This window comes from Mixta tenebrionis, assembly GCF_006517625.1.
In the GTDB taxonomy this organism is placed as follows: Bacteria; Pseudomonadota; Gammaproteobacteria; order Enterobacterales; family Enterobacteriaceae; genus Mixta; species Mixta tenebrionis.
In genome coordinates, this window is record NZ_VHQI01000053.1 from 1 (window position 1) to 574 (window position 574).

At 46.6% G+C, this 574-nt stretch carries 1 pseudogene; it reads right to left on the reverse strand.

What is annotated here, in order from left to right:
- Positions 1 to 379: 379 nt before the first annotated feature.
- A pseudogene (locus tag FKM52_RS21500) lies at positions 380 to 574 on the reverse strand (DUF927 domain-containing protein); the annotation flags it as partial.

Genomic DNA, 574 nt, shown 5'->3' on the forward strand with positions numbered 1-574 from the left:
TCAGCCATCAGTCAGAACGGGATGGCCCCATATTCTTCATCCGGCACCCGGTGATCATCAAATCTGTTATAGAGTTCACGTGCTCGTTCACGCGCGACGTTAACGGGCATACGTGGAAATGTGCCGAGGGGTTCATAATAGCAGGCCCCTTGAAGCGTATAACGAGCCAGGAATTTAATCTTACCGTTGGCAATGACGGCCCGGAGCGCCGGCTCACTGCCATCGAAGATTTCACNCCAGAGCGTAATCATTGAATGAGGTTTTTTCTTCATTTTCGCTGCTGATAGCGTGAGGAAAACCGTCATAGTACTGGTCTGATTCAAAAATCATACATCACCTTCTATTCGTTGTTATTCAGTCAAAATGGTTTTATTCAGGGTTAAAATTCGGTCATCACATTGCATTTCAGAAACGCTTTTTTGACCTGGTAGTAAGACTGCGCCATCGTCTTCAGCGCTCTTTTTTTATAGTGTCCGGCACTTTCGCCAAGCAGATAACCGGAACGCTCTAACGGTCTGGCCACATCAACGGTCTTAAGTCCCTTTTCAGAACAGAGCTTTTCAAACACCGATTC